This window comes from Paludibaculum fermentans (assembly GCF_051172195.1).
Taxonomy (GTDB): domain Bacteria; phylum Acidobacteriota; class Terriglobia; order Bryobacterales; family Bryobacteraceae; genus Paludibaculum; species Paludibaculum fermentans_A.
Genome location: NZ_JBPJAQ010000001.1, coordinates 4,974,471 through 4,995,107, shown reverse-complemented (window position 1 = coordinate 4,995,107; position 20,637 = coordinate 4,974,471). Strand labels below are relative to the sequence as shown.

Below are 20,637 nucleotides of genomic sequence, written 5' to 3'. Positions count from 1 at the left end.
CTAGACTTTGAGGCTTCGCAGGAAGGGGTAGCTTTCCTGCATGGCGTCCATGTTCACCTCGACAAAGTAGTTCTTCACGCCGCCCTTGCGGGCTTTGGCGAAGAGCTGTTTCCAGTCGACTGAGCCTTTGCCTACGGCTACTGATTTCTTGGTGGCGCTGTCCCAATCGGCGAGGTGGAGGGACAGGATGCGGCCGGGGTATTTCTCCATGTAGGTGGCGGCCTGGAAGCCGATGCTGACGACCGCTACCTGGAACTGCATCTTGACGAGCTTGGGGTCGAGGCGGCGCATGAGCTCGTCGTAGATGAGGACTCCGCCGAGTTCCTTGAACTCGCCGTTGTGGTTGTGGAAGCCGCATTGGATGCCGGCCTTCTGCATCTTCTCGCCGATGGGGTTGAGGCCGTCGGCCGCCTTTTTCCAGTCGTCGAGGGTGGCCGTCTGGGGCAGGCCGAAGCTGGAGAGGATCATCTGCTTGAGGCCAAGCTCTTTGGCGAAGGCGATGCGCTCGTCGAGGTTCTCCTTGAGCTCCTTGGCTCCGTAGTGGCAGCTTTCGCAACGCAAGCCCGCGTCCTGGATGGTCTTCTTCATGGTGGCAGCGGACATGGAGACGAGGGGCCCGAAGCCGGAGCTGACGTAGCCGGGCGGCGAGCACATTTCGGTGGTTTTGTAGCCGATTTCGGCCATCTGGCGAAGGGTGCCGGGGAAGTCTTTGGCGAGGGCTTCGCGGATGGGGAAGACCTGGAAGCCGGCGGGCATGCCTAGGGGTTCGGCTTGGAGAGCGGCGGCGGTGCCGGCGAGGGCTCCCAGGAAATTGCGACGGGTGTGGTTTGGCATGGGGTGGTTCTGGGTGGAGTCGGTTGGGGTGGAGTTGTGCGCTGGCTGGGGGTTGGGGTTCGGATCGACGGAGACCCCTCCCTTACGGTCGGGGTTCGCAGTGCTGCGGTTTGTTGGGGTGCCCGCTCCCTCACGGTCGCGGTTCGCATCGGAGGAGACCCCTCCCTTACGGTCGGGGTTCGCAGTGCTGCAGTTTGTTGGGGTGCCCGCTCCCTCACGGTCGCGGCTCAATGTGGGCATTAGAGTTCCCAGCCTTTGCGGTATTCGCGGTAGAGGTAGCGGTTGGCTTCGGGCAGGTTGGTGATCTTCATGTTCTCGCTGTCGAGGAGGACTTTGCGGCCGGCCCTTAAAGAGACGGTGCCCAGGGTTACGGCGTCGGAGATGCCGGAGGCGTTGAGGAAGCTGCCGGGGGACGGGGGGCCGCCCTGGAAGGAGGGGAGCCAGACGTTGACGCGGTCGGCCTGGCCACCGTCGCGGCGAGGTGGGGCTTCTCCCGGGAAGAGCGGCTCGATTTTGCCCTTGGCGGCTAGCTGGGGCATCTGGCCGTTGAAGCCGGCGAAGATCTTGCCCTGGTCGCCGACGAAGAGGATGCCCTCGATGGGCCATTCGACGTTGGCGGCTTCGAGTTCGGCGGGCAGGCGCGGCTTGATGCCGCCGTCGTACCAGAAGAGTTCGGGCAGCGCAGCGCCGCTGCGGGCCGGGAAGGTGAAGTGGATGGTGCAGGCGGCGGGGAAGGCGAAGTCGTTCTTATTCCGTTTGCTGACCTGCTCCTCAATGATGTTGGTGTGGGTGGCCCAGGCGTCGGCGGAGACGGGCGAGGGCAGGTTCAGTTCTGTGAAGACGGGCCAGAGGCTGTAGATGCCCATGTCGGCCATGGAGCCGCCGCCGAAGTCGTACCAGCCGCGAAAGACGGCGTGGGTGTAGTGGGGGTGGTAGGGGCGGTCGAGCGCGGGGCCGAGCCAGAGGTCCCAATCGAAGCCGGGCGGCGGAGCGGGCGCATCCTTGGGGATTTCGGTGTACTGGGGCCAGACGGGGCGGTTGGACCAGTTGTGGATTTCGCGGAGGGTGCCGATGACGCCTTCGTTGATGCGGGCGCAGATGCGGCGGTTGCCGTCGCCGGCTCCGTAGGGGAGGAAGTGGGTGGCGCAGCCGGTTTTGCGGGCGGTCTCGATGACGAGGCGAGACTCGTACATGCGATTGGCGAGGGGTTTGTGGACGACAACGTGTTTGCCCTTCTTCATGGCGGCCACGGAGACGGTGGCGTGGAGGTGATCGGGCGTCATGATCTTGACGGCGTCGATGTCGCGTTCCTTGTCGAGGAGCTCGCGGAAGTCGGCGTAGGCGGTGACGGAGCGGAACTGGTCGGCGGCGCGTTGTTTGGCGTAGTAGGCGTCGATGACCTGTTTGCCGATGTCGCGGCCTCCGGGGCAGCCGGTTTCGTTGGCCTGCCAGTCGGGCTGATCGAGGATGCGGCGGATGGTATTGCGGATGGAGCCTTTGCCCCATTCGACGTAGTTGTTGGAGGAGCGATTGGGGTCGCAGACGGCGACGATCTGGATTTTGGGGTTGGCGAGGAGGCCGCCGAGTTCGGTGAAGCTCTGGGTGCCCATGCCGATGTGGGCGAGGGTGAGTTTGTCGCTGGGGGCGATGTAGCCGGTGCCGCCGAGGACGGCTCGGGGGACGATGGTGAAGGCGCTGGTGGCGGCGGCGGTGCCGACGAAGGAGCGACGGTCGAGGTTGGACGGCATGCAGATCCTCCTGGGGTGAACGGGTGACGGGCGGCCTATGGATGAGTCCGGAGGCGAGTATATATCAGGTGGGCCCGCCTTCGCCAAGGCTTCGTCGGGCAAGCCCGGCCAGTGGGTTTGATCCCTCAACCGGAGTGGATTGGTGCGCCGGGGCGGGCGACCCGTCTCCCGCCAAGGCTTCGTCGGGCAAGCTGGACAAGCAGGGCAAGGCGGGCGAAATGGTTTGTTTACTCAGAAAGTACGATGGGGCAGGCGGTTTCGTCACCGCGCTGGAGCCCCCGGCTTGCGCCGGGGGTAATGCTGGGGGAGGGGGCTTCGTCGTTGCGGCTGTTGGGACCGACCGAGTCGGCTTCACCGGACGAGATGGCTTTGATCCCTCACGCTGGAGGGATTGATGTTCCGGAGCGGGGGTGGCCCGCCTCCGCCAAGGCTCCCTCCTTCGCCTACGGCTCCGGCGGGCAAGTCGGACGGGCAAGTCGGGCGAAATGGGTTTGTTTACTCAAAAAGTACGATGGGGCAGGCGGTTTCGTCACCGCGCTGGAGCCCCCGGCTTGCGCCGGGGGTAATGCTGGGGGAGGGGGCTTCGTCGTTGCGGCTGTTGGGACCGAGTTCGAGTCGGCTTCACCGGACGAGATGGCTTTGATCCCTCACGCTGGTGGGATTGGTGTTCCGGAGCGGATGGCCCGCCTCCGCCAAGGCTCCCTCCTTCGCCTACGGCTCCGGCGGGCAAGTCGGACGGGCAAGCCGGGCGAAATGGGTTTGTTTGCTCAAAAAGTACGATGGGGCAGGCGATTTCGCCACTGCGGTGGGCCCCCGGCTTGCGCCGGGGGTAATGCTGGGGGAGGGGGCTTCGTCGTTGCGGCTGTTGGGACCGAGATCGAGTCGGCTTCACCGGACGAGATGGCTTTGATCCCTCGCGGTGGAGGGATTGGTGCTCCGGAGGGGGGTGGCCCGCCTCCGCCAAGGCTCCCTCCTTCGCCTACGGCTCCGGCGGGCAAGTCGGACGGGCAAGTCGGGCGAAATGGGTTTGTTTACTCAAAAAGTACGATGGGGCGGGCGATTTCGTCGCTGCGGTGGGCCCCCGGCTTGCGCCGGGGGTAATGCTGGGGGAGGGGGCTTCGTCGTTGCGGCTGTTGGGACCGAGGTCGAGTCGGCTTCACCGGACGAGATGGCGTCGGTGAGCAATGCGGGCAAGTCGGGTGAAATGGGTTTGTTTACTCAGAAAGTACGATGGGGCGGGCGATTTCGTCTCTGCGGTGGGCCCCCGGCTTGCGCCGGGGGTAATGCTGGGGGAGGGGGCTTCGTCGTTGCGGCCGTTGGGACCGAGGTCGAGTCGGCTTCACCGGACGAGATGGCTTTGATCCCTCACGCTGAGTGGATTGGTGCTCCCGAGCGGGTGGCCCGCCTTCCCCGAAGGCTCCCTCCTTCGCCTACGGCTCCGGCGGGCAAGTCGGACGGGCAAGGTGGCTTTGATCGCTCAAAATTCAGTGGGCACACGAATTTGTACCATCCATGGTTCGGGTGCCCTCGGGTTGCAGGCGGTTCAGGTGTCAAAGATCCAGTGCTCAGACGGCACTCCCTTGGGGGCGGTGCTTCCTGCGCGGAGAGATGATCGCATGGCGCGGCAAGGAGTTCTGGTTCGTTTTGCTCGTATCTGATTGATGAGTAAGGTGGCAAGTTTATTTGGCGGGGCTGTGACCGGTTTCTGGCGGAGGCCGGATTCCGCGGGAAGTTGATTGCCTCCGGCTTTGGCTGGCAAAGTGACACAATCTCGTCATGACCCGACGCGACTTCGCGGCACTGCCGGCCCTGGCGGCTGTTTCCGCGCCTTTGGCGGGGCCCATTCCGTTGGGCTCACGCCGCGAGCTGTTTGTCGACCGCTTCCTGGTGGATGTGCTGGCGGGGGCGGAACTGCGGTTGGCGACTCCTCTGGATGCCGGGCCGGCCCTTGCGTTTGACCGTCCTTGGGAGGGCGCGTTTTGCGCTTATTCGACGGTGGTGCGGCATGGCGGGCAGTGGCTGCTTTACTATCGCGGCGTGCCGTCCTCTGGACCGGATGGGCGGAATGAAGAGGTGACCTGCGTTGCTGAATCGTCCGATGGGCGGACGTTTGCGCGGCCGGGCCTGGAGATGTTCCCGAGGGCGGGCGCTCCGCGGAATAACATCATCCTGGCGGGCGCGGCTCCGTTTTCGCACAATTTCAGCCCCTTTTTGGATACGTGTCCGGGGGTGGGCTCCGGGCGGTTGTGGAAGGCGATTGCGGGCGTGCACTCCTCCGGGCTGCATGGGTTCGTTTCGGCGGACGGGTTCCGGTGGAAGCCGGTGCAGGCCGGGCCGGTGCTGCCTTCGCCGAAGGAGTACACGTTCGACTCGCAGAATGTCGCCTTCTATTCCGAGCACGAGCGGAAGTATGTCCTGTATTACCGGACGTGGCAGGAGATGGGGGGCACGAAGTACCGGTGGGTGTCGCGGGCGGTGAGCGAGGATTTCGTGCACTGGACGGTGGAGGGGCCGGTCGATTATGGGGGCGCTCCGCCGGAGCATTTGTATACGAACCAGACGTCGCCGTACTTCCGGGCTCCGCACATTTATGCGGGGATTTGCGCGCGGTTCTTTCCGGGGCGGCAGGTGTTGACGGAGGCGCAGGCGCGGGCGGTGCGGGTGGATCCGAAGTATTTCCAGGACTGCTCGGATGCCGTCCTGGTGACGTCGCGAGGCGGGCGGCAGTTTTCGCGCAGTTTCCTGGAGGCGTTCCTGCGGCCGGGGCTGGGGTTGCAGAACTGGGTGTCGCGGTCGAACTATCCGGCGCTGAACCTGGCGCAGACGGGTCCGGCGGAGATGTCGTTCTATGTGAACCGGGACTATGGGCAGCCGACGGCGCATCTGGGGCGGTATGCGTTGCGGCTGGATGGGTTTGCGTCACTGCATGCCGGGTATGGCGGGGGGACGATGCTGACGCACCCGGTGACGTTCACGGGGCACCGGCTGGCGCTGAATTATGCGACTTCGGCGGCGGGGAGCGTGCGGGTGGAGTTGCTGGATGGGGACGGGCAGGCGTTGCCCGGGTTTGGACTTTCCGATGCTGCCGAATTGATTGGGGATGAGATTGAGGGGTATGCGCGGTGGAAGCAGGGTATGGCGGTGGGGGCGGCGCAGGGCCGGGTGGTGCGGCTGCGGTTCCATTTGAAGGATGCGGATTTGTATTCGTTTGGGTTCGGGGGTGGGTGAGGGGAGACGTGAGAGTGGGGCACTCATTGGTCCGCCCTTGATCGAGTTGTCCAGTATCTCGCATTCTCTGCCATGAGTATCTATGCCAGATAATGATGGCTTCGGCCGACTAATCACCTATTCATCGGTCTACGGTCGGTGGCCGACCTACGAGGATCTCGCAACATGCTTGAAACCATACCGAGTATCCGATGTGGTGCTAACGCTGTCTTGGATTCTCACCACGACACAGTCCTGGCGCGCCGTGAGCGGCAACGACCGCGATCTCTCCATTCGCAGGTACTTCGCACCAAGTCTGCAGTTTCACAGATCAGCTACGGGCGAGGAGTTCCTGTTTTCACGAGCATCTGTTTTGTGGCTCATGCGGCAGTCGTTTCGACTTTGTCAGCATGACGGTGCTCCAGTGAACACCCCCGCATCTTACCTTGCAATCGGCCTCGCCGCCCTGATTGGGAATGACCTTGGGGCATACCAACAACCGAGACACCTCAAGACCAACCTTGAATTTGCGGCGAATCTCCTTCCATTGACCGAGTACATGTCACTCGAAGAATTCGACCGTGACGTGTCGCGAACCCACTATATGTTAACGGTACTCGCCCCAACAGCTGCGTATGCGGCACTCCGCGGGTTGCCCGCTGCAATTGAGCGACTGCTTGGATTCCGGTTGGATGAGTATAGGGATCTTGTTCTGGCGTCCGCTGCCAAGGTCATGTTGGTGGACTCCTCAGATCCAACCTGCTGCATCACCCCAGCTCTTGCGGCCCAGAACTTCAGTCGCACCGCCCTCAATCCGACTAACATGCACCTGTTTTGGGACTCGGTAAGTTGGGATGCACACGAGGCAGCGGAGCACTTCAGAAACACTGCCTCGCACCCTTGGGATTTGACTGACTTCCGGGTTCGTCCCCTGATGCGGGTGCGGAGTCGCGAGTACGTCGTTCTCGACCTGCCGTTCCTGATGGACAAGGCCGGCCGGAGCCTCTTCTGGACCGCCTTTGGCCGTTCAGAAGGCAAAGAACGCAAACTGATGCCAGGGTATTGGGGAGAGCTGTTCGAATCGTACGTCGCTCTCGTGCTGGAACAGGTAAGGACGAACGCGCGTCAAGTCATGGTCGACCCTAGATTCGAGGATGGACTACAAGCAGCGGACTGTTGTGTTCTCGAAGGAAGGACGCTTATTGTAATCGAAGCCAAGGCTAGCACGCTCACTGCAGGTGTTCGATATGCCGACAACCCCGACCTTCTTCGGGACGAGCTTGAAAGAAAATTTGTCGTTGGCGACAGATCCGGATTGAAGGGTGTATCTCAGCTCGCACATTTTCTTCACCGATTTGCCGCAGGAGATACAATTAGAGATCGGAATTCGCTAGTAATCGCCAGACGGGATGTCGACAAGATCATCCCAGTTCTGGTCCACCTCGATACGGCACTTCGTACCGTTTGCCTAAATCACTACATGGCAGACAGATTGCGGGATATGGTCCGCATAAAGCGGCCGATTGTAACTCCACTTGCACTCCTTCATATTTCGGAATTGGAGGCAATGCAGGGGCACCTGGATGACTTTCTGCTGAGTGATTTGATCGAGTCATACCTCTCGACTCTTCGGTCGAATCCAGCGGCGATGCTTTTCGCCGCCCGCATTCCGCTACTCGTGAGACAGAAACCGAAGCGAGGTCCGATTCTAACCACTTTCGAATCCCTCATGAAGCAGACTATAGTCCGACTGTTTCCCGACGAAGAACTCGCGCATCTGAGTAGGGCTCGATCCGATCTGCCATGACTCGTCTTGAACCAGATGTATTCGAAACTATGGCCACCCGTCGCTGCCATTGGTAGGGTCAGCAAGCAGCGCTTAGTGAGTTGGCCGTGCCACATCCTTCCTTGGGAATTCTGCTGCGTGTTTGAGGATCGGCGCTTCTCAATGATCACTTCCAGGCATCCCGCTGCCAAAGGATGATAGACAGCACGGCCCCAAGCATACGCTGATGTGACTCTTCCATGTCGTCGAAGTGCAGTTGCCCTTTAGTTATTGCGGCTTGAATTCGACCTGCCGATGCAAGCAATAGCTCGGACTGATCAGCGTCACCAAAACTGCCTTGTTGCAATATGACATCATAGTCCGCTCCAACCCATCTCCTTCCCTCCTTACGAATTCCCCAATTGAGGTTCCTCTGTACGTACTCCGCGAGGCGATCCTCACTGTCGTGGTATCGCGGGGGTGACTGAACGGTGGCTAATTGAGAGATAAGCCCGTTAAGCAGGCCAGCAAAACTATCCTCTTCTTCCTCATAAGCGTTAGACTCTGGCTCCCAAACCAGCTCCCAACCGCTACGAATATGGGCTAGTGGCCGGAGGACCATATAATCGAGCAAGTCGCTGTTGCGGAAGAAGTCGCGCTTATCCATTCGGTTAAATTCTCGCGCACTTCGAATCCACCTGCGGGCGAGGGAGTGGACACGGTTTGTCGAAGCCGTTCGCGCGGACAAGGCGCAAGCGAGTCTCAAACGGACCTACCCTGGCTTCGCAGGATCAATCCGGTTGGCGGTAGACAAGGTGAGGTTCACGACGCACTCAGGAACATACTGGGAGCCCACATGCCCAACTGACATTATAAGCGTACCGCTTCTTGGATGCCTAGCGCCCTCCAGAAGCAAGGGTGCACTGCGATCCGCGTATTCGGCCGAATCTCAGAAATGGATACACTCCTACGACTCGTAATCGACCATGAGGGCGCCTCGTAGTGCTCAAGCTTCAGACCGACGAGTCCTACTCGATAAAGCACCGCCGCAAGGCACTGGCGGAATTCCGCGCAGGAAATGGATCCGTCGATATACCTGCGCGCCGCGCTGGAAAGCTCGTCGACGCTCCCAAGTTCTTCCTCGGCCATCCTCAGGCAGAGTTCAATACATTTCTCATCGGTCAGATACTCCAGGGGAAACTGCGGTGGACTGTTTTTTAGTATTGCTGCAAAGGACAGCAATGTCGCAAACGTTGATTGCCACTCGTCGGCAAGCGAGCGCAGCCGAAGACGCGAATACTCGCCTTCTGCTTGACGGACCATTTGTACCGTTATCTTCGGTGTGTCTTTCGCCTGCGCGATGCAAAGATTAAAGAATAAAATGATGTCCCGCGGCCTCATCAGCGTCCGCTGGACAATGTAATCGATACTCGAGCACTTGTTTATGTGTGTAGGCAGCAAATCTCTATGGGTTACAGTAGCTGTCGTATATCTACTTCTTACCAATTTGTCAATCCTGGCGTCAAGCAAGGCTGTGAGGCTACTGCTTGTCCACTCGAGATTCAGATACAGAGATTCGTACTTCTCCTCTTGGAACCCTGCATCGCGAGTTAGGCGAATTACCCTGTCGAGTAAGTCGTAGCGGAGTGCGATGATAATTTTTGCGTGTCGTACCTTCCCGAATTCTCTGATGGTTTCGATTAGCGCACGTATCAACAGTATTCGAAGCTTGTCCTCCACCCAGTCCTCGTCGAGCCGGTCGATCACAACGAAATACGGACGTTCACAGTCGTCCAGAACCTCATCAATGAGTTCAATCATGTCGGACAACTGCCTGATCTGCACATCGTTTACCACATGCTGTGCGCGATGGACAACTTCCCTCTTCTGCTCCTCAGACAATGAGCCACCCGCGCTTACGGAGATCGGCAACGGAATGCTGGATCCACCAATGGATGCCTTCAGGTCAGACTCGAGCTTCGTCGTAAGCTCTTTAATTCGATAGTCTGTCTCCTCCCAGAAGGTACTACCCCATTTCTGTAAATAATTGAGAGCCTGAGCATGTCGTTGATTTTTTCCACTAAACAGTGACGTGAGCCGGTCTATCAGGTTAAGGGTTGCCCGTTCGCTTTCAAGATGGAAGTGCGCTTTTAAAATTTCCACCGTAAACACGTGGCGCCAAAGGAGCTTGAAAAAGATGTTAAGGTTAACCCCAAGTTGATTGACAAACTGGAGAATCGTCGAGTTCGAAATATAAGCAAGGGCCAGACTCTCGGGCTTGATCTCAATCACTCTCGATGTATTCTCGGAAAAGTGCAACAAAAGAGCTGTCTTTCCAGCCCCCGTGCGGCCAAGCGCGATGCGCCGAGGGTCCCGCGGATTTGAGAGAATGGCGACTTCCCCGTTATCGACGAAGCATTTCCTGAGGAAGTCCTGGTCTTGCTCGGCATCTGCCACACCGATATTGTCATGTTGGCGAAAGCGGAATTTGCTGTTCATACCCTAAGCTTCACCCCGTGTAGCGAAAACTGAGGAGATTCTATCAGGGAATTCATGGCAATGGGCAACGACGGAGGAGGTGGGGAATTGTCCGGAATCGACATCGCATTTGTCGAGGTGGGCTTCAAAGGCCTCAAGATGCTTCAGAGCAGCTTCGAAGCGGCCTTTGGTGATGGCGATCTCCGCATTGACTGCTTCAAGGGCACGGGGTTTCATGAGGGCGGTTGCCCGCTGCCTCCATTGCCTGGCCCGTTCCGGGTTCTTGCGAATGCTGGCGCTGGCGCAGGCAGCCTCGATGTAGACCATTTGCCGATAGAGCATCGCCGCACGGCGCAGGCCCGAGGGCGCGTTTTCGAAATGCTGCCAGGCGGCGGTCTCCTCACCTTCGTCATTGAAGCGGTTGAAGGCCAAAAGCTGGCAGTATGCGTACTCGGGGTCAGCAGGCGGCCTGCGCAGTACCTCCGCAACGAGTTCCGGGCTCCAGGAACGAGGCTGGATTCCCGCTGCGTCCTCGGTCTGGGTGACCAGGATCGCAATTCAGCAACGTGCCGTCGAGGGCTTCGAAAGTACTGCCACAAGCGGGCACCCTCCGTTCGAATGGAACTGCGAGCCGAAGGGAAGATGGCAGCCGTGTAGAAGAAATGTCCCGAGGAGTGCGTCCGACCGCGCCGAGCGGCACTCCCGTGCTAAGTATGGAGGATTGCTGGGACAGCAGATCGAGCGGACGGAGGCACAGGCGAGGGCAGTGCAAATGCTCCGGGTCGACGCTCGGGTGTGCGCGAAGAAGTAGGCCCTGCCTTTCGTGTGGTGGTCCAGGAAATGTTCGGACGCGGCCCGTGTCCGAGATGGCCGCTCCACGTCAAAACGGACTGGCTCCGGGTAGCCGACGATTCACGACGGACTCCGGGCGTTCCGTCCCTCCTCCTCATCCATCACCTACCGACAGGCTGAATCAGCGACCGCAGTTTTCACTGCTTGGGCGACGGGGCCATCGGAAACGTCGCGATCACCTTGGGCACCCTGTAAATACCGGCGCTCTCTGAGCCCGAGGGGCCCCACATGTAGAGGGTGCCGTCCGATTTGAGGGCGAAGCCCCGGCTGCCGCCCGTCCACACGCGCACGACTGACGACAGTGTCCGGACGAGCACGCCTCGCGATGAGTATGCGTCTACGCCGCCTCCCGTCCCTAGCGACCCGAACGAGTTGCCGCCCCAGGTGCGCACCGTACCGTCACGGAAGGCCGCGGCGCCGTCCGCCAGGTCGGTGGCCTCGCGCAGCAGACCGGGTAAGGGTGCAGGGTTCAGCACCAACGGCCCTCGATCCTCGACAATCGTGGGCGCCGGCGACGGGCCCCACACCAGCCACGCGCCGTTCGCCTGCCGCGCTCCTGCGGTGCTCCCGGAGGCATAGATCCGGGTGATGCCCGTCAGCGGCTGAATCCTGGCCGGCCTGGCCCGCGCCTGTTGGTCTCCGAGTCCCAATTCGCCGTACTTGTTGGCACCCCAAGTCCAAACGGTCCCATCGGATTTCAGCGCGAGCATGTGTTTGTAGCCGCCCACGATCTGCACGACCCCGTCGAGACCCTCCACCCGCCGCGGCGTGTAGTGCGGCTTTCCAGACTGGCCCGACAGGGTGAGGGTCCCCGTGGCGAGCAGCCCTTCGCGGTCCTCCCCCCACATCCACACTGTGCCGTCCTGGAGCAAGGCCGCTCCGCCGTGGACGAAAGCGGCGATTCCGACGACACCCTGCAGCGCCGGGATGGGGGTGGGCTTTGGCTGCTCATAGGTGGGTCCGCGATCGGTCCCACCCAAGAGGCCGAAATCATTGCGGCCCCAGACGTAGACCCGGCCGTCCTCGCCCAGCACCATACTGATCCATGCGTCCGGCACTGCGACCGCCCGCCCCTTGGGCAGGCCGGGCACCCGGGCGAGCTTCTCGACGAACTCGGTGCCCGGATCGGCGCCGCATACGCGGTAGCGGTTGCTGCCCTGGCACGCGACGGTTCCGTCCGGCGCGATGACGAGGGTGTGGGTGCTGGAACTGGCGATGTGCACTGAGTCCTGCCAGTCGGGCGCGGCGAGCAGGGGGAGGGCGCAGGCGAACGGGAGGATTCGGGCTAGGCGCATCCATTGAGTCTCGCACGGGCGTTTCCTCTCGCTGGGGTGGGATGCTCCTGGCGAACGGGCGGCGGTCCTCGGAGGTAAGAATTCGCGGCGATGAGGAGTTGGCATCCGGCGGGCATTGGCGGCGCTCGGGAGTTTTGGGGGCGATTTGATGGGAAGCGGATGAGCCGCTCAGGTGGGTGGGTGGTTCCCGGATGGGCAGCCAACCTTCTTGAAGATGCCCCGGATTGCTCCTACGCGCTGGCTTCGCGGTTGCAGGGGGCTAGGAGTGGCTCGCCGGGGCGCTGCGGTGGAGTTTGCGGCGGAGGGGGTAGGGTGGATCGCGCTTAGCCCGTCGCTTACGCTCCGGGACTGGGGTTTGCACGGCTTAGCCCGGTGCTTACGCTCGGGGACTGGGGCTTGCACGGCTTAGCCCATCGCTTACGCTCCGGGACTGGTGGTGGGTGCGCGGCTTGGTCTGTTTTGGCGGCCCGGAGTGGCATGCGGGACTGACTTCCGGTCGAGGTTCGTTGGGTTGCCCGCTCCGTTGAAGACCGACTTTGCCGGGTGGCCGCTTACTGCCGTCCGCGGTTCGCAGCGCGGTGGGGACCACTCCCTTACGGTCGTGGTTCGTAGCGGCTTCCTTCGCTTTGGCGGCCCGGAGGGGCATGGGGGACTCCGTTGAAGACGCGATGGTGCGGGGGCCGGCTTTCTGCCGTGCTCGGTTCGTAGCGCGGTGGGGACCACTCCCTTACGGTCGTGGTTCGTAGCGGCTTCCTCTCGTTTGGCGGCCCGCAGGGCCATGGGGACTCCTTCCCAGTCGTGGTTCGCAGTGGCGGGACGGACCCCTCCCTTACGGTCGGGGGTCGTTGGGTTGCCCGCTCTGGGACTGGTCCGGGGGGTCTGATGAGAAGTCTGCGGCGGATTGGGGGCATGCGGCTTCGCAGGGTTGGTTCACCGGAGGGCCGCGCGGCAGAGGGAGACGCTCTGGGCCCACTGCTCCCGGGCGAAGCGGGCCAGGCCGGAGTCGAGTCCATATTTGTCGAGGTGGGTTTGGGCGGCTTGCAGGTGCTGCAGGGCGTCCTCGAAGCGGCCTTCGGCGATGGCGATCTCCGCATCGACTGCTTCTCGCGAGCGGGGCTTCATGAGGGCGGTTGCCCGCTGCCTCCATTCTCGGGCCTGTTTGGGGTTCCCTCGAATGCTCGCGATTGTGCAGGCTGCCTCGATGTAGACCATTTGGCGGTAGGGCCTCGCAGCACGACGCAAGTTCGAGAGCGCGCTTTCGAGATGCGATCTGGCGGCGTGTGCGGCCTGTAACCACTTGCGTTACACTCAGAGCGATTCCATCAAAGGATTTCGACATAAAGGACTCGAACGGTTCTTTACCGCCGGATCCAGGTCGGGCATTCAGCCCAAGCACGCTGACCGGCTTCGACTGATCCTCGGCCGGTTGAATGTATCGACAACCGCAAGCGACATGGACCTGCCCGGCTTGGACCTTCACGAACTGAGCGGCAAGAGAAAAGGCACGTGGGCGGTGAAAGTGAGCGGCAACTGGCGTGTCACGTTCATTTGCGCTGGGAAAGATGTTGAGCGTGTGGACTATGAGGACTACCACTGAGGCAACGATGAAGATGCATAATCCTCCACACCCTGGCGAGGTGCTCAAAACGCTGTGCCTCGAACCATTGGGACTGAACGTAACTGAGACGGCGCGGTCGCTAGGCGTGAGCCGTAAGACCCTTTCGGGGATCCTCAACGGCCGAGCCGGCATCAGCCCGGAAATGGCTGTCCGGCTATCCATTGCCTTTGGCACGAGTGCGGAGAGTTGGCTCAGCCAGCAGCTCCAGTATGACCTCTGGCACGCTGAGAAAGGCAGGAAGGGACTCCACGTGAGAAGGCTCACCGCCGCCTGATCCGATGCTCACTTCGCGGCTCCCCCCGGCGGCCATGCGGCCCACGTGGGCCAGTCCGTGCTGCTCCAGGATGTGCCGCTCCGTGTGGGTTGTGAGGGACGGAAGTTCAATCGGATTACGCTCCGCAAGCCGGCTTCACGCTTGCATGGTGCCAGGAGGCCCTCGCTGAGAACCTGCGGCGCGGTTCCTGGCCCATGACGCAGAACCCGGAGGGCCGCCGCGGATTGTGCGTCTGGAACTACTACGAGTTGGTTCGCGTGAGGGCAGTGCGGCAGAGGGAGGCGCTCTGGGCCCATTGCTCCCGGGCGAAGCGGGCCAGGCCGGAATCGAGGCCAGATTTGTCGAGATGGGCTTGGGCGGCTTCCAGATGCTTCAACGCGGCTTCGAAGCGGCCTTCGGCGATGGCGATCTCCGCGTCGACTGCTTCGAGGGAGCGGGGTTTCATGAGGGCGATTGCGCGCTTCCGCCATTCCCTGGCCTGTTCCGGGTTCTTTCGAATGCTGGCGCTGGCGCAGGCAGCCTCGATGTAGACCATTTGGCGGTAGAGTTTCCCGGCACGGCGCAATGTGGAGAGAGCGTTCTCGAGGTGCTGCAAGGCGGCTGTTTCCTCACGTTCGTCGATGAGCCGGTAGAAAGCCAGAAGGTGACAGTAGGCGTACTCGGGGTCAGAGGGTGGCATGCGCAGCATCTCCTCCAGGAGGGCGCGGCTCCAGGAACGGGGCAGGATGCCCGCTGTGTCCTCGGTCTGGATGGCCAGGAGCGCGATCCAGGAGCGTGCCGGCTGAGGATGCCGGAAGAGCTGCCAGAGGCGGGCTCCATCTGATCGGTTGATGCCGCTGGAGGAGGGGAGGAGGGCCACCGAGGAGAGGAAGAGCGAGATCCAGAAGAGGGTGCCCAGCCAGGACCAGCGGCCACTGCCGTACTGGGCGCAGAGCCAGCCCGAACTGACGGCCAGGGCGACGCTGGCGAGTGGTCCGGCGGCGACCATCCAGGCCCATTGGGAACGGTCGAAGCCGACCTTGCCGCTGAGCGGACGGAAGAAGCCGCCGAAGATATGACTCAGCTCGAAGCGGCAGGTCCAGCGCGTGCCCGACTTCATCAGAACGAAGCCGCCCACGGAGATGCCGCCGAACTCGACGCCTACGAGCCAGCCCACCAGGGCGTGGCTGGCCTCGTGGACCGCGATGCCCAGCCAGGCGAAGGGGAAGAGCAGCAGTCCGTTGACCGGCGGCCAGTGCCAGGGAGGCAACTGATTCATGTCCCGCAGGATGAGCAGTGAAAGAACCAGCACTCCGGCGGTGAGGCCGATGACGTAGCGGTGGAGTTTGCCCGGCAGGGGCGGGGGCGGCTGCTCGAGGTCGAGGATGGGCGTGGCGGCCAATTCGGACGTCATTTTCGGGATGGTAACCCGGCTTTGACGATAACACTAGAAGTCTCCGATTCGCTTTGTGCGTGCTATTTCGGATGAATGCCGGGGGGCGCAACGCGGTTTGGTTTGGCGGTGCGACTGGGCTGGGGGAGGGTTCGGGGTTGCCCGCTCGTTGACACTCGCGGCTCGGTTTGGTTTGGTTTGGGGTGCGATTGGTGTGGGGGAGTATTCGGGGTTGCCCGCTCGTTGACACTCGCGGCTCGGTTTGGTTTGGTTTGGGGTGCGACTGGTGTGGGGGAGCATTCGGGGTTGCCCGCTCGTTGACACTCGCGGCTCGGTTTGGTTTGGTTTGGGGTGCGATTGGCCTGGTGGAGCATTCGGGGTTGCCCGCTCGTTGACACTCGCGGCTCGTTTGGTTTGGTTTGGGGTGCGACTGGTGTGGGGGAGTATTCGGGGTTGCCCGCTCGTTGACTCTCGCGGCTCGGTTTGGTTTTGCGGTGCGCCTGGCCCCGAGCGAGCGGTATGCGGTACGATTCCCCGGGCTCCGTGTCGCGCGGGTATTTCAATGGTGAGAAGGGGTTCGTTGCCATGCTGGGCAGCGCCTTGTAGATTGGACGCATGGGCGTTCAACGGATGGATAATGTTGGAATCGTGGTCGATGACCTGGGCGGGACCATTGATTTCTTTCTGGAGCTTGGCCTGGAACTCGAAGGGCGGGCCACGATTGAAGGAGAGTGGGCAGGACGAGTTACGGGGGTCGCCAACCAGCGCGTCGAGATTGCGATGATGCGCACGCCGGATGGCCACAGCCGGCTGGAGTTGTCGCGGTTTCTGGCTCCGGCTGTGATCGCGGATCACCGCAATGCTCCGGTGAATGCTCTCGGCTACCTGCGCGTGATGTTCGCCGTGGACGACATCGACGAGACGCTGGAAAGGCTCAGCAGGCGCGGCGCGCAACTGGTTGGCGAGGTTGTGCGGTATCAGGACTCTTACAAGCTTTGCTACATTCGCGGGCCGGAAGGGATTCTGATTGGACTGGCACAAGAGCTGAAATGAGGGCGGCTGGGCCAGCGCCGCACGAATGATTCTGCCCTGAAGTGCTAGCTTATTCCTCATGCATTGTTTCACGGCAGGATGGAATGCAGTGTGGCGCAGCGGTTTTGCCCTGCTGGCGGCGGCACTGGCCGCGAATCCACAGACACCCCCTGCTCAGGCTGCGGTGCCGAGATCGGCGGCGGTGATCGCGATTACCGGCGTCACCGTGATCGACGTGTCGAACGGGGCGCACCACGCGCGTACGGGCGTGTTGATTCAGGGTGACAGGATCACCGCGGTGGGTCGGCGACTCAAAGTCCCGCGTGGGGCGACTCGGGTGGACGGGCGGGGGCAATTTCTGATTCCCGGGCTGTGGGACATGCATGCACACCACCAGGGCACCGGCGCAGAGGCGGTGGAGCTGTTCGTCGCCAAGGGTGTGGTGGGGACTCGCGACATGGGCGCCGATGCGGACTTCATTTTTCCGCTGCGCGAGCGGATTCGTTCCGGCGCGGTGCTTGGTCCTGAGATTGTTTTAGCGGGGCCGATGCTGGACGACGCTCCGGCCAGTTACCCTTACCGCCGGCCCACGAAGAATGCGGCGGAGGCGCGGATTGCCGTGCCGGCGTTGAAGAACCTGGGCGTTGATTTCATCAAAGTGCACGACCATACGCCGCGCGATGTATTTTTCGCGATTGCCGAAGAGGCACCAAAGGTGGGCCTGACGTTTGCGGGGCATGTTCCCAGCGCGGTGAGTGTGGAAGAGGCGGCCGATGCCGGGATGCGGAGCATCGAACACCTGGCCAACTACCGGGTATTCGGCGATTGCGGAACTGGCGCAACCGTGGAGACCTTTGACGTGTCGAGCTGCGCCAAGCTGTTCGACAAGCTGGCCGCCAAAGGTGTCTGGCAGACGCCCACCCTGGCGTTCATGCTGACCTTGCCCGCTGTCTTTTCCGGCGCGCCGCTGGCGCACTCCGAGTATGCCAGCGATTCCTTGCTGAAACTGACCAGCGACAATGTGAAGTTTTCGCACCTTGACGCCAAAACCCTGGACAAGCTTCGACAGGCGGGTATCTTCACACCACGAGCTATTCGCGAGCTGCGTTCCCACGGCAACCGATTTTTGGCTGGTTGTGACGGACTGGTGCCCGGCTTCTGCCTGCATGACGAACTGGAGTGGATGACCAAGTCGGGATTCTCGCCGCTGGAAGCGCTGCAGACGGCCACGCTCAATCCCGCGATATTTCTTGGACGTGCGGCGGTACAGGGTGGGATTGGCGTGGGGCAGCGCAGCGATGTGGTGCTATTGGACGCGGATCCGACCGTCGATATCCGCAATATAACGAAGATTGCGGCCGTGATTGTCCGGGGCAAGCTGGTGGACCGGTCCGCTCTCGACCGGATTGTCGCCAACCACCTGCGCCACACGCGGTAAGGCGGGGCCTGGGCGTCAGGCGGGTATACTCATTGGTCATGATGTGGAAGACAGGTTGTGTGCTGGCCTTTACGGGGCTGCTGACTGCAGCGCCTCTGCCTGGGGCGGAGACTCCGGCGACTGCGCTGCTGGTGCTTTCGAAGAGTGACCAGACGTTGGCGATCGTCGATCCAGGAAACCACCAAGTGGTTGCCAAGATTCCTTCCGGGCCGGATCCGCATGAGGTGGTTGCCTCGGCGGATGGGCGGCTGGCGTTCATTTCGAACTATGGCGGCGGCCGGTACAACACGATTACGGTTGTGGACCTGGTGGGGCAGAAGGTGCAGAGTACGGTGGACCTGGGGGCACTGCGCGGGCCGCATGGCCTGGATTTCCAGGGTGGCAAGGTGTGGTTCACGGCGGAAACGGCGAAGGTGATCGGGAGTTATGATCCGGTTTCCCAGAAGATTGACCTGGTGCTGGGGACGGGGCAGAACCGGACACACATGATTGCCGTGGCTCGGGATCTGAAATGGATCGTCACTTCGAACGTGAACTCGGCGACGATGACGTTTATTGAGAAGAGCAGCGCGCGGGTTGGGACGGGCGGGCCGGCGGGCGCGATGGGTCCGGCGCCGCAGGAGTGGGAGGAGACGGTGGTGGCGGTGGGGCGTGGAGCGGAAGGGTTCGATATTTCCCCGGACGGCGCGGAGTTGTGGGCCGCGAATGCGCTGGACGGGACGATCTCGTTGTTGGATGTGGGGTCGAAGAAGGTGCTGCATACGCTGGCGGCGGAGGTGGCGGGCGCAAACCGGTTGAAGTTTACTCCGGACGGGCAGTTGGTTTTCGTGTCCACCTTGCGCGGACCGGAGTTGACGATTCTGGATGCGAGGACGCGGCGGACGTTGAAGAGGGTACGGATGGGGCGCGGCGCAGCTGGGATCCAGATGGAGCCGGGTGGGGCGCGGGCTTATGTGGCTTGTACGCCGGACGATTATGTGGCGATTGTGGATTTGAAAACACTGGAAGTGACCGGCCGCCTGGAAGTGGGCAAGCAGCCGGACGGGATGGCCTGGGCGGTGCGGGGGCAGTAGGAGAGTGGGGCCGCGGAGTTCTTTGGCGACCTAGTCCTTGACGTGGTCGCGGGTAAAGGCATCAGAGAGTGACTCCCAGTTTTTGGAGCCGTCCTTGAAGCGCATCCAGGTTTTGTGGCGGGCCGGGGCGCCCTGGGTGATTTCGAAGACACGGCCGCCGCGAACGTGGAGGTTCGAGGGGTCGTCCGGCTCGACGTGGGGATAGGTGTAGTGGCCGAGGGAGCCGTCGTAGCCGAGCTCGATGCCACGCCAGCGGCCCATGTAGTTGTTGACGTGGTCGTGACCGCAGTAGACGCCGCGCACATCGCCGCGATCGAGGAGCGCCGCGAAGAGCCCGCTGTTGATGGGCGAGGGTGATTCGTGTTCCTGGCGGGTTCCGATGATCTTCGCGTGGTTGACCATTTCGTTGAATTCACACAGAGGGATGTGGAAGAACATGAGGCCCGGGATTTTGGCGCCATGCTGCTTTTCCAGCTCCACGGAGGTTTGGTAGTACCAGAGGATCTGGTCAGTGTGGATCCAGTCGTAGGGGCGATTTTTGCCGTCCTGGAAGTAGTCGTTTGAGTCGAGGAGCCAGACGCAGTAGACGGGTTGGGTACCTGCCGCATTCCAGATGAGGAGGTGCTTGTTCCCTGCCCCGTGGAGTCCCTGTCGGTAGCCGGCGTTGAGGTTGTGAGGATAGGCGGAGTACATGGCGAGGACTGCGTCCTTGCCGATTTGCGTTTTGGGGAAGTGTTCCTGGTCGTGATTGCCGAAGGTGACGGCCCAGGGCACCTGTTTCTTTTCCATGGCGGCGGCGACGTAGCCGATGGAGGTGCGGAGTTCGGCTTCGGACTGGCTGTCCTTGCCGGAGAGGCAATCGCCGTTGACGACGACGAGGTTCGGCTTTTCGGTGTCGATGAGGCGCTCAGCGAGGGCGATGCCGTGGGTATCGATGCGCGGGGTGTAGTGGAGATCGGAGATCGAGAGAATGCGGAAGAGGCCATCCGCACCGCAGCGGAGGGCGTCGCGGCCGGGGGCGGATTCGGGGAGAGCGGCGGCGGCGGACGATAGGGCTAGGGAAGTGGTGACGAAGGATCTTCTGTTCATGGATGAGTACCGAGGGTTTGCGGCATGGGGTGTCGATGTCTAGGAGGAAGCTTTGATTTTAGCGGAGAGGTTCGGGGGGAGGCTGAGGTCCCCACTTCCTGACGTGCGCGTGTCAATGCGACGACTGGGGATTTGCAACTGGTGAACTGCGGCGTTGCGTTGAGGTGCCCGCTCACTGACCTGCTCGGCTCTGTTGGAGGGCGTCGCGTCGTTGGCGGGCAAGCACTGGGGGTGCTGGATAGAGGAGGAAGGCGGCCGGTTTGGATTGCTCCGAAATGGTCTGATTTGCGGCTTTGGAGAGAGTCCGGAGTTCTTCCGGAGATTCAGGGGCCGGGACGAGGCCACTGGCGGCCTTCGCAGAGCGGAGGGGATGCACCTGTATGCTTGGCATGCGGACTATCCGGGTGCGCATCTGCCTCTGGTGTGCGCGCGGTTCCGGTGATGCCTCCCTGGGATTCGGCGCAGCCGATGTTAGGGGAGGGGCGTTAACCACTTGTTGAAGATTGCAGTTTCTGTGGGATCGAGGCCTTCGCCTGCCGGGTAGCAGGGGTTTGTCACTCGC

Annotated in this window: 16 protein-coding genes; 7 read left to right on the top strand and 9 right to left on the bottom strand. The window is 61.9% G+C overall.

The window, feature by feature from the left end:
- Together ACR9Y2_RS20150 and ACR9Y2_RS20145 are read right to left on the bottom strand one after the other, a co-directional pair.
- Entirely contained in the window at positions 1-1,074 is a 1,074-nt protein-coding gene (locus ACR9Y2_RS20150) for a TIM barrel protein (RefSeq protein WP_435043427.1), read from the bottom strand.
- Positions 1,074-2,582, bottom strand: coding sequence for a Gfo/Idh/MocA family protein (locus ACR9Y2_RS20145; RefSeq protein ID WP_435043425.1), 1,509 nt, complete (start codon positions 2,580-2,582; stop codon positions 1,074-1,076). The genes ACR9Y2_RS20150 and ACR9Y2_RS20145 overlap by 1 nt, the downstream gene beginning before the upstream one ends.
- 1,776 nt (positions 2,583-4,358) lie before the next feature.
- Here ACR9Y2_RS20145 and ACR9Y2_RS20140 point away from each other — a divergent pair.
- On the top strand, positions 4,359-5,810 hold the full coding sequence (locus ACR9Y2_RS20140; protein ID WP_435043424.1) for a hypothetical protein: 1,452 nt from the start codon (positions 4,359-4,361) through the stop codon (positions 5,808-5,810).
- An 82-nt stretch (positions 5,811-5,892) separates the two neighbouring features.
- Positions 5,893-7,596, top strand: a complete 1,704-nt coding sequence (locus ACR9Y2_RS20135; protein WP_435043422.1) for a hypothetical protein — start codon at positions 5,893-5,895, stop codon at positions 7,594-7,596.
- Positions 7,597-7,741: 145 nt separating this feature from the next.
- On the opposite strand, the gene ACR9Y2_RS20130 is transcribed toward ACR9Y2_RS20135, so the two are convergent.
- The 5 genes from ACR9Y2_RS20130 to ACR9Y2_RS20110 form a co-directional block, all read right to left on the bottom strand.
- Positions 7,742-8,221 (bottom strand): hypothetical protein, encoded by a 480-nt coding sequence (locus ACR9Y2_RS20130; RefSeq protein ID WP_435043421.1) that lies wholly within the window; start codon positions 8,219-8,221, stop codon positions 7,742-7,744.
- A 203-nt stretch (positions 8,222-8,424) separates the two neighbouring features.
- Positions 8,425-10,053, bottom strand: a complete 1,629-nt coding sequence (locus ACR9Y2_RS20125) for a P-loop ATPase, Sll1717 family (protein WP_435043419.1) — start codon at positions 10,051-10,053, stop codon at positions 8,425-8,427.
- A 3-nt stretch (positions 10,054-10,056) separates the two neighbouring features.
- Positions 10,057-10,464 (bottom strand): hypothetical protein, encoded by a 408-nt coding sequence (locus tag ACR9Y2_RS20120; RefSeq protein ID WP_435043418.1) that lies wholly within the window; start codon positions 10,462-10,464, stop codon positions 10,057-10,059.
- 557 nt (positions 10,465-11,021) lie between these two features.
- Positions 11,022-12,179: an RCC1 domain-containing protein gene (locus ACR9Y2_RS20115; RefSeq protein ID WP_435043416.1), complete on the bottom strand. Its 1,158-nt coding sequence runs from the start codon at positions 12,177-12,179 to the stop codon at positions 11,022-11,024.
- A 930-nt stretch (positions 12,180-13,109) separates the two neighbouring features.
- Entirely contained in the window at positions 13,110-13,301 is a 192-nt protein-coding gene (locus ACR9Y2_RS20110; protein ID WP_435043414.1) for a hypothetical protein, read from the bottom strand.
- 175 nt (positions 13,302-13,476) lie between these two features.
- Here ACR9Y2_RS20110 and ACR9Y2_RS20105 point away from each other — a divergent pair, with 175 nt between their 5' ends.
- Both ACR9Y2_RS20105 and ACR9Y2_RS20100 read left to right on the top strand, forming a co-directional pair.
- Entirely contained in the window at positions 13,477-13,776 is a 300-nt protein-coding gene (locus ACR9Y2_RS20105; RefSeq protein ID WP_435043412.1) for a type II toxin-antitoxin system RelE/ParE family toxin, read from the top strand.
- A 7-nt stretch (positions 13,777-13,783) separates the two neighbouring features.
- Positions 13,784-14,071 carry a HigA family addiction module antitoxin gene (locus ACR9Y2_RS20100; protein ID WP_435043410.1) on the top strand — a complete coding sequence of 96 codons (288 nt, stop codon included), beginning with the start codon at positions 13,784-13,786 and terminating at the stop codon, positions 14,069-14,071.
- A 241-nt stretch (positions 14,072-14,312) separates the two neighbouring features.
- Here ACR9Y2_RS20100 and ACR9Y2_RS20095 read toward each other — a convergent pair whose 3' ends face one another.
- On the bottom strand, positions 14,313-15,464 hold the full coding sequence (locus tag ACR9Y2_RS20095) for a hypothetical protein (protein ID WP_435043408.1): 1,152 nt from the start codon (positions 15,462-15,464) through the stop codon (positions 14,313-14,315).
- Positions 15,465-16,058: 594 nt separating this feature from the next.
- On the opposite strand from ACR9Y2_RS20095, the gene ACR9Y2_RS20090 reads away from it, so the two are divergent.
- The 3 genes from ACR9Y2_RS20090 to ACR9Y2_RS20080 all read left to right on the top strand — a co-directional run bounded on the left by ACR9Y2_RS20090 (position 16,059) and on the right by ACR9Y2_RS20080 (position 18,986).
- Positions 16,059-16,496, top strand: a complete 438-nt coding sequence (locus ACR9Y2_RS20090) for a VOC family protein (RefSeq protein ID WP_435043407.1) — start codon at positions 16,059-16,061, stop codon at positions 16,494-16,496.
- An 88-nt stretch (positions 16,497-16,584) separates the two neighbouring features.
- Positions 16,585-17,913, top strand: a complete 1,329-nt coding sequence (locus ACR9Y2_RS20085) for an amidohydrolase family protein (protein WP_435043406.1) — start codon at positions 16,585-16,587, stop codon at positions 17,911-17,913.
- A 38-nt stretch (positions 17,914-17,951) separates the two neighbouring features.
- A complete protein-coding gene (locus tag ACR9Y2_RS20080; RefSeq protein WP_435043404.1) occupies positions 17,952-18,986 on the top strand; it encodes a YncE family protein in 1,035 nt (344 codons plus the stop codon).
- A gap of 30 nt (positions 18,987-19,016) precedes the next feature.
- On the opposite strand, the gene ACR9Y2_RS20075 is transcribed toward ACR9Y2_RS20080, so the two are convergent.
- Positions 19,017-20,075: a metallophosphoesterase family protein gene (locus tag ACR9Y2_RS20075; protein WP_435043402.1), complete on the bottom strand. Its 1,059-nt coding sequence runs from the start codon at positions 20,073-20,075 to the stop codon at positions 19,017-19,019.
- Positions 20,076-20,637: the final 562 nt, after the last annotated feature.

Excerpts from the sequence above, each read along its gene's own strand:
- ACR9Y2_RS20115 (WP_435043416.1), bottom strand. The coding sequence starts at position 12,179 with ATGCGCCTAGCCCGAATCCTCCCGTTCGCCTGCGCCCTCCCCCTGCTC.
- ACR9Y2_RS20135 (WP_435043422.1), top strand. The coding sequence starts at position 5,893 with ATGCCAGATAATGATGGCTTCGGCCGACTAATCACCTATTCATCGGTC.
- ACR9Y2_RS20125 (WP_435043419.1), bottom strand. The coding sequence starts at position 10,053 with ATGAACAGCAAATTCCGCTTTCGCCAACATGACAATATCGGTGTGGCA.
- ACR9Y2_RS20150 (WP_435043427.1), bottom strand. The coding sequence starts at position 1,074 with ATGCCCACATTGAGCCGCGACCGTGAGGGAGCGGGCACCCCAACAAAC.
- ACR9Y2_RS20095 (WP_435043408.1), bottom strand. The coding sequence starts at position 15,464 with ATGACGTCCGAATTGGCCGCCACGCCCATCCTCGACCTCGAGCAGCCG.
- ACR9Y2_RS20110 (WP_435043414.1), bottom strand. The coding sequence starts at position 13,301 with ATGAAGCCCCGCTCGCGAGAAGCAGTCGATGCGGAGATCGCCATCGCC.
- ACR9Y2_RS20100 (WP_435043410.1), top strand. The coding sequence starts at position 13,784 with ATGAAGATGCATAATCCTCCACACCCTGGCGAGGTGCTCAAAACGCTG.
- ACR9Y2_RS20140 (WP_435043424.1), top strand. The coding sequence starts at position 4,359 with ATGACCCGACGCGACTTCGCGGCACTGCCGGCCCTGGCGGCTGTTTCC.
- ACR9Y2_RS20075 (WP_435043402.1), bottom strand. The coding sequence starts at position 20,075 with ATGAACAGAAGATCCTTCGTCACCACTTCCCTAGCCCTATCGTCCGCC.
- ACR9Y2_RS20080 (WP_435043404.1), top strand. The coding sequence starts at position 17,952 with ATGATGTGGAAGACAGGTTGTGTGCTGGCCTTTACGGGGCTGCTGACT.
- ACR9Y2_RS20130 (WP_435043421.1), bottom strand. The coding sequence starts at position 8,221 with ATGGATAAGCGCGACTTCTTCCGCAACAGCGACTTGCTCGATTATATG.
- ACR9Y2_RS20145 (WP_435043425.1), bottom strand. The coding sequence starts at position 2,582 with ATGCCGTCCAACCTCGACCGTCGCTCCTTCGTCGGCACCGCCGCCGCC.
- ACR9Y2_RS20090 (WP_435043407.1), top strand. The coding sequence starts at position 16,059 with ATGGGCGTTCAACGGATGGATAATGTTGGAATCGTGGTCGATGACCTG.